Below are 8,557 nucleotides of genomic sequence, written 5' to 3' on the forward strand. Positions count from 1 at the left end.
CAAATTGAATTTTCTTCGTCCTATTTACAAGACATCTTTTGTAAAGATGCTTTCTTTATCCTCAATAGTAGCACTTTTGTCGAGTGCTTCTCCAGTGTATTCAAAAACAGTTTCTCCAAAAGAAGCGGTTCTCATAAGTGCGAAAAGCCCTTCTGTAGCTTTTCCGCAAAGTGTTATCTCTGTTGTTGATGACTATAATGTTGATGCGAGCGATCAGGAAAATTATGTAACAGCACGACCAGCGGGAAGCACACTGACAGCGAGCGCTGTGAGTGACTATGTCAATTTTCTCATCAATACTCTTTCTAAGAAAAGCAGTGATAATGCTATCGTGAATGTTTTGGCAGCATACAGCGGTTTTACACGAGAAGCTATGCAAGATACACTAAAAGTTGGGAATGTCGCACGGTTGAGGACATCCAAAACATTTGTAAAAGAAGATTTTAGTGAAGAACAAAAAATGAGTTCTAATATTTCTCCACTGCGGTTTATTCTTGCTAATGAAATGCAGCGTAATGTGAGAGCTAGTCTAGGTGTTGCGTTGGGTGATGGAGCAGCAGCATCTGATTACTCGGGTGTTGCAATAGGTAGAGTGGACCCGGAATGTCTAAATGTAGATGGTACTAAAGGTTGTGCTGCAGCAAGCGCGTTAGCTGAAAGAGCAATAGCTATTGGTTTATCAGCTAGAGTTAATGGTTATCAGGGGATTGCTATTGGTGCTGCTGCAGGCGTACCCGGTAAGCATGCTATTGCTATAGGTGCTTTTGCGGCGGCGCAGGCAGAAGATTCTATTGGTATTGGGAGGGGTGTGATAGTTTCAGCTGATCAATCTATTGGTATAGGCCGCATGGCGCATGCCCTAGGGAAAAGCAGTATAGCAATAGGTTCTGAATATAATGCAGACAATCCAGATGATTATACAACCGCAAAAAGTGATTATTCAACAGCTTTGGGTTCCGGTTCTAAAGCTTTGGAGTATGGAGCATCTGTTTTTGGACACCGTGCATATGCTACAGGTAAAGAAGCTCTTTCCATGGGGTTTTATTCAAAAGCAGAAGTTGAAAAAAGTGTTGCAATAGGTGCTGAATCTGTAGCCAATAGGGCTGCTGGCGTTTTTGGTTATACTTCTTTGGCGCAGGGTTCTGCAACAAACACAGAGGCGCACTGGAAAAGTACGCGGGGTGCAGTGAGTGTTGGTGATCATAGTAAGGGTATAACCAGACAAATTACAGGCGTAGCAGCTGGTTCTGAAGCTGCCGATGCTGTGAATGTTAGACAGTTAAGAGACTTAGAAGATGTTGTAAGAAAAAACGGTTGGAAACTCTCTGCTGGCGGTGCAAATGGCACAACTGTTCTTATGGATGGTGATGTAGATTTTTCTGCTGGAAGTACAAATCTTCAGATTACAAAAGGCGATAAAGACAATAAGCTAAAATTTGATCTGGCTAAAGATGTTGCATTAACGAGCTTAAAGGCAGGTACAAATACCTTCGATGCCACCGGCTTAGTAATTACAGGTGGTCCAAAAATAACGACCGATGGTATTGGCGCTGGTAGTAAAAAGATAACAGGAGTTGCAACGGGTACTGATGATACTGATGCAGTGAATTTTGCACAGCTGAAGGAGATCAAAGAACAGGTAGCATCCAGTAGCTTTGTAAAACAAGATGCAAAGACGCATCTTATCACCATTGGTAAAGATGCAGATGGTAATAAGATAGATATTGTAAACAAAAAAGGTGAGAATAGAGTTATTTCCGGCATAGCGAATGGAGCCATTTCTGATGTTTCCACTGAAGCAATGACAGGGCAACAATTGCATCAGTTTGGCACCAGCATAGCTGGTTATTTAGGTGGTGGTGCTAGCTTTAGCGGAGGGACTTGGACACCTCCTAGCTTTAAGGTTAAAACTGTTAACGCTAATGGTAAAGAGGATGAACAAAGCTATAAAACTGTAGCGGAAGCTTTTGCTGGTGTTGGTAATTCTTTCACGAATATTAAAAATGAGATTAAAAATGAGATTACGAATGTAGTCACTAAGGTAGAAGGCGATTCCTTATCGTGGAATGATGCAGCCGATGCGTTTGTGGCTCGTCATGAACATAAACGGAGCACAGAAGAAACAGGTAAAGCCGTAAGGACACAAGAAAACAGCAAGATTAAGTTTCTTGCGAATGGTGATGTTTCTACTGGTTCAACCGATGCTATAAATGGTTCCCAGCTTTATTCACTAGGTGATACATTTGCGGCATATTTAGGCGGTGGAGCAAAATATGAGAATGGCCAATGGACCGCTCCAACCTTTAAGGTTAAAACTGTTAACGGTGATGGTACAGAGGGTAAAGAAAAAGTCTACAATGATGTAGCGACTGCCCTTGCAGATGTTGGTAATTCTTTCACGAATATTAAAAATGAGATTACGAATGTAGTTACCAAAGTAGAAGGTGATTCCTTATCGTGGAGTAAGAAAGATGGTGCGTTTGTAGCCCATCATGCAGAGAAAGGGGTTGAAGAAGAGTCAGTGGAATCAGTGAACAGCAAGATTAAGTTTCTTGCGAATGGTGATGTTTCTACTGGTTCAACCGATGCTATAAATGGTTCCCAACTTTTTGATACGAATAATAAAGTTGCAGCATATTTTGGCGGTGGAGCTAAATATGAGGATGGCAAATGGACACCTCCTAGCTTTAAGGTTAAAACTGTTAACGGTGATGGTACAGAAGGTGAGAAAACAGTCTACGATGTAGCGACTGCCCTTGCAGATGTTGGTAATTCTTTCACGAATATTAAAAATGAGATTACGAATGTAGTCACCAAAGTAGAAGGCGATTCCTTATCGTGGAGTAAGGAATATGGTGCGTTTGTGGCTCGTCATGAACATAAACAGAGCACAGAAGAAGCAGGTAAAGCCGTAAGGACACAAGAAAACAGCAAAATTACGTTTCTTGCGAATGGTGAAGTTTCATCAACCTCCACGGATGCTGTTACGGGTAATCAGCTCTATTCTTTGAATAATACATTTGCGAAGTATTTAGGTGGTGGTGCGGGCTATGATAAGGAAGGGAACTGGAAAGCACCGAGTTTTAAGGTTAAAACTGTTAAGGCTGATGGTACAGAAGGTGAAGAAACAGTCTACAATGATGTAGCGACTGCCCTTGCAGGTGTTGGTAATTCTTTCACGAATATTAAAAATGAGATTACGAATGTAGTCACCAAAGTAGAAGGCGATTCTTTATCGTGGAGTAAGGAAGATGGTGCGTTTGTAGCCCATCATGCAGAGAAAGTGGCTGGAGAAGAGTCAGTGAAACCAATGAACAGCAAGATCACGTTTCTTGCGAATGGTGAAGTTTCTAAGGTTTCAACAGATGCTATAAATGGTTCCCAGCTTTTTGAGACGAATAATAAGGTTGCGTCATATTTTGGCGGTGAGGCCAAATACGAGAATGGCCAATGGACCGCTCCTAGCTTTAAGGTTAAAACTGTTAACGGTGATGGTGCAGAAGCTAAAGAAACAGTCTATCATAATGTAGCGGATGCGTTTGCAGGTGTTGGTAATTCTATCACGAATGTTAAGAATGAGATTACGAAGCAGATTAATAATGAGATTAGCAATGTGAAGGGTGATAGCCTTGTTAAGAAAGATGCCAATACAAATTATATTACTATTGGTAAAGAAGTAGAAGGCAGTGAAATCAATATTGCTAACAGCAAAAAAGAGTTACGGACCCTTTCTGGTGTGAAAGCAGCAGAGAAAGAGAATGAGGCGGTTAACAAGGGACAGCTAGATACAAGCATCAAAAAAGTTGAAGATCAACTAACGAATGTTACTGAACAAGTTAAAGGTGATGCTCTGCTGTGGAATAAGGAAGCCCATGCCTTTGTAGCCCGTCATGAACAGAGCACAGAAGAAGGGGGCAAGTCTGTAAGGATACAAGAAAACAGCAAGATTACGTCTCTTTTAAACGGAGAAGTTTCTAAGACTTCAACGGATGCTATAAATGGTTCCCAGCTTTTTGAGACGAATAATAAGGTTGCGGCATATTTTGGTGGTGACGCCAAATATGATAAAGGAGAATGGAAAGCTCCAAGCTTTAAGATTAAAACTGTCAATTCTGATGGTAAAGAGGATGAACAAAGCTATAAAACTGTAGCGGAAGCTTTTGCTGGTGTTGGTAGTTCTTTCACGAATATTAAGAATAACATCAGCAAAGAGATTAATAATGTTAAAAGTGATTCTTTATTGTGGAATGATGCAGCCGATGCGTTTGTGGCTCGTCATGAACATAAACAGAGCACAGAAGAAACAGGTAAAGCCGTAAGGACACAAGAAAACAGTAAAATTACATTTCTTGCAAATGGTGATGTTTCACCAACTTCAACGGATGCTGTTACTGGTAAGCAGCTTTATTCACTAAGTGATACATTTGCGACGTATTTAGGTGGTGGAGCCAAATATGAGAATGGTCAATGGACCGCTCCAGAATTTAAGGTTAAAACTGTTAAGGCTGATGGTACAGAAGGTGAAGAGACAGTCTACAAAGATGTAGCTTCTGCTCTTGCTGGTGTTGGTAATTCTTTCACGAATATTAAAAATGAGATTACGAATGTAGTCACCAAAGTAGAAGGCGATTCCTTATCGTGGAGCAAGGAAGCTAATGCGTTTGTTGCTCATCATGCAGAGAAAGGGGCTGGAGAAGAGACAGTGAAACCAGTGAACAGCAAGATTAAGTTTCTTGCGAATGGTGAAGTTTCATCAACCTCCACGGATGCAGTTACGGGTAATCAGCTTTACTCTATGAGCAGTACGCTTGCGACGTATTTAGGAGGTGGAGCAGGTTATGATGATAAAGGAGAATGGAAAGCTCCAACCTTTAAGATTAAAACTGTTAAGGATGATGGAAGTGATGTTGAAGATAAGGAATACAAAACTGTAGCGGAAGCTTTGGCTGGAGTTGGCACTTCTATCACAAATGTAAAAAAAGAGATTAACAATGAAATTACCAATGTAAAGGGTGATAGCCTTGTTAAGTGGGATGAAGCGACAAAGTTAATCAAGATAGGCGAAGAAAAAGAAGGTAGTAAAATCAATATTAAAAATAAGGATGGTGGTGCTCGGACCATTTCTGGTGTAGCGGCTGGGAGTGCTGAGACTGACGCTGTAAATTTTTCACAACTGCAGAAAGTTGAAAAAGACGTCAAGGAACAAGTAGCAGCTAGTAGCTTCGTGAAACAGGATCTTGAAACCAAACACCTTACTATTGGTAAAGAAACAGATGGTGACAAAATCGATATTGCCAACAACAAAAATGAAAAGCGTACTCTTACTGGTATAAAGGGTGGAGCGCTCTCGGCAGATTCAAATGAAGCAATCACGGGTAGTCAGATTAATAAAATCGGTGAAGATGTTGCAGGTTTCTTTGGTGGTGGAGCAGCCTTTAGTGGTGGTGCTTTCACCAAACCATCTTATGAAATACATAGCATTAGAAAAAATGGTGAAGTAGGCGCATCAGGAAGTGTTCACCATGATGTTGGTTCAGCTCTTTCGGCGCTTGATTATAGCCTTGGGAATGTGAATACTCGTATAACGAATACGATCAATGATTTTAATCAAAAAATAACGGATAGTTCTCAACATATTGAGAAAGACGCCTTGTTATGGAACGAAGGAGCTCATGCCTTTGTCGCGCGTCATGAAAAGAGTACAGAAGAAAAGGGCAGATCTGTCAGGACACAAGAAAACAGCAAAATTACATTTCTTTTAGATGGTAATGTTTCTGAGGGTTCAACGGATGCTGTTACGGGTAATCAGCTCTACTCTATGGGGCATGCGCTTTCTACCTATTTAGGTGGTGGTGCGTCATTTAATGAGGGTGCCTTCACGCAGCCAACTTATAAATTATCGAGTGTTTCTAATGACGGGACAGTAACAGAGAATTCCTTTAACGATGTTGGAGCAGCCTTTACTGGACTTGATGCAAATATCAAGAATGTTAATGCACGGATTAAAGAAGTATCTCAAGGTGTTGCGCAAGATTCGTTATCATGGAGCAAGGAAGATGATGCCTTTATAGCCAAGCATGGAGCAGAAAAAACAGCCAGCAAAATTAAATTTGTTGCAGGGGGAGATTTATCTAAAAACTCAACGGATGCAGTAAATGGCACACAGCTTTTTGAGACGAATGATAAGGTTGTTACGTATTTAGGCGGTGATGCTAAGTATGAGAATGGACAATGGACAGCTCCAAGTTTCAAGGTTAAAACAGTTAAGGATGATGGAAGTGATGTTGAAGATAAGGAATATAAAACTGTAGCGGAGGCTTTGGCTGGAGTTGGTACTTCTATCACAAATGTTAAAAAAGAGATTACCAATGTAGTGAGTGATAGCCTTGTTAAGCAAGATGCTGAGACAAAGGCTATCAATATTGGTAAAGAAGTAGAAGGCAGTGAAATTAATATCGCCAATAAAACTGGAGCGGATCGTACGCTTTCAGGTGTGAAGGCAGCAACCCAGAATAATGAAGCGGTTAACAAGGGGCAACTTGATAAAAGATTAGAAGAACTTTCTAAAAATATTCAGTCTGAGGATTCAGCTGTTGTTCTTTACGATAAGAATAAAGATGAGAATGGCACCACTAATTACAAGAGTGTAACTTTAGGCAAAGGTGAAAACCGCGCACCAGTTGCGCTCCATAATGTTGCGGATGGTAAAATTGCTGAAAATTCACATGATGCAATCAATGGTGGTCAGATTAACAAAATTTCTCAGGATATTGCGAAGTTTTTGGGTGGTAATGCAGTCTTTAACAATGGTGCTTTTACAGCACCAACCTATAGCTTATCGAAGGTTGATGCAGCAGGACAGGTAGAGCAAACTGATTTTAACGATGTTGGAGCAGCCTTTACTGGACTTGATAGCAATATCAAGAATGTTAATGCACGGATTAAAGAAGTTTCGCAAGGTGTTGCACAGGATTCGTTGTCTTGGAGCAAGGATTATCATGCATTTGTAGCCAAACATGGTGAAGGTGGACAAAAAGCTAATAGTAAGATTACGTTTCTTCAGGCTGGAACAGTTTCTGAAAGCTCAACGGATGCTATTACAGGTAGCCAGCTTTATTTACTGGGTGACAAGGTTGCGAAGTATTTAGGTGGTGGCGCTAAGTATGAGGATGGCAAATGGACAGCTCCAATTTTCACGGTTAAAGCCTTCAATACGGATGGCACTCCCGTTGAAACACGCTATAATAATGTAGCGGAAGCTTTTGCTGGTGTTGGTAATTCTTTCATGAATATTCATAAAGAGATTACAAATGTAGTTAGCAAAGTAGAAGGCGATTCGTTATCTTGGGGCAGTGATGATCATGCGTTTGTGGCCAAGCATGGCAAAGAAGGAAGCAATAGCAAAATTAAATTCCTTGCTTCTGGAGAGATTTCTGCAGCTTCAACGGAAGCAGTAAATGGTTCTCAGCTTTATTCCTTACAGGATCAGTTTGCGACGTATTTAGGAGGTGGAGCAGGTTATGATGATAAAGGAGAATGGAAAGCTCCCAAATTTAAGCTTAAAACAGTTAAAGAGGATGGCAGTCCTGAAGAGATTGACTATAGCAATGTAGCGGAAGCTTTTGCTGGAGTTGGTAGTTCTATCACGAATGTTCAGAACAAAGTTACCAATGAGATCACCAACCAAATTAATCATCTTCAGTCTGATGATTCAGCTGTAGTTCATTACGATAAGAACGATGATGAAAAAGGCACTATTAATTATGCGAGTGTGACTTTTGGCAAAGGACAAGGCTCTGCGGCTGTTGGTTTGCATAATGTTGCGGATGGTAAGATTGCTCAAGACTCACGTGATGTGGTTACGGGTGGTCAGATTCATAAAATCGGCGAGGATGTAGCAAAGTTTTTAGGTGGTAATACATCCTTTAAAGACGGTAGCTTTACACAACCAACGTATAAATTATCGAAGGTTGAGAAAAATGGAGTTGTAACAGAGAGTTCCTTTCAAGATGTAGGAGGTGCGTTTACAGGGCTTGATGAAAATATCAAGAATGTAAATCAGCGCATTAAGGAAGTATCAGAAGGTGTAGCACAGGATTCTTTGTTATGGAGTGATGACGCTCATGCTTTTGTCGCACGTCATGAAAAGAAACAGGAAGAAAAGGGCAGATCCGTCAGGACACAAGAAAACAGCAAAATTACGTTTCTTTTAGATGGTGATGTTTCTAAGGATTCAACCGATGCCGTTACGGGTAAGCAGCTTTATTCGCTTGGTGATACATTTGCGACGTATTTAGGGGGTGGAGCTAAGTATGAGAAAGGCCAATGGAAAGCTCCCAAATTTAAGCTTAAAACAGTTAAAGAGGATGGCAGTGGGGTTGGAGAGGAGAGCTATGACAGTGTAGCAGAAGCATTTGCCGGTGTAGGAAGTTCTTTCACGAATATTCATAAAGAGCTTAAGAATGAGATTAACAAAGTGGTGGGAGACAGTCTTGTTAAGCAGAATGAAGATACGCATGTTATTAGTGTAGGTGGTGAAAAGAGTGGTAGTGAAGTT

At 40.8% G+C, this 8,557-nt stretch carries 1 protein-coding gene; it reads left to right on the forward strand.

What is annotated here, in order from left to right:
- Nucleotides 1-8,557 (forward strand): hypothetical protein (locus tag J7R13_RS08025; RefSeq protein ID WP_208438219.1); only part of this gene is annotated, 8,557 nt, incomplete at both ends.

The organism is Bartonella taylorii 8TBB (genome assembly GCF_902825155.1).
In the GTDB taxonomy this organism is placed as follows: domain Bacteria; phylum Pseudomonadota; class Alphaproteobacteria; order Rhizobiales; family Rhizobiaceae; genus Bartonella; species Bartonella taylorii_A.